Origin of the sequence: Vibrio marinisediminis (assembly GCF_014050145.1) — a bacterium.
GTDB lineage: Bacteria > Pseudomonadota > Gammaproteobacteria > Enterobacterales > Vibrionaceae > Vibrio > Vibrio marinisediminis.
This window is the reverse complement of the sequence record NZ_JACFYF010000449.1, coordinates 1-223: the sequence shown is the minus strand read 5'-3', so window position 1 is coordinate 223 and position 223 is coordinate 1. Positions and strand designations below refer to the sequence as shown.

1 protein-coding gene is annotated in these 223 nt (G+C 46.2%); it reads right to left on the bottom strand.

All coding sequences use genetic code 11. The annotated features are described in order from the left end of the window. Positions 1-67: hypothetical protein (locus tag H2O73_RS23405; protein WP_368737178.1), on the bottom strand; the 67-nt coding region annotated here is incomplete at its 3' end. Positions 68-223: the final 156 nt, after the last annotated feature.

Below are 223 nucleotides of genomic sequence, written 5' to 3'. Positions count from 1 at the left end.
CGGTACTCTCCGACTCCACAATGGCAAAAGCAATAGGCAGGATATTACTGTTATCGTCTTGTGCCACAGCAATAAACAACACCCCACCGTATCTGCCATACAGATGCGTGCCATCGACAGAAACAAATGGCTTGCAAAACTTGAAAGCCTCAACACATTATGGAAAAGCCCAAAAGGCTTTATCGAAGATGCTACAGTCACGGACTAGTAGGTACCCCCTTCA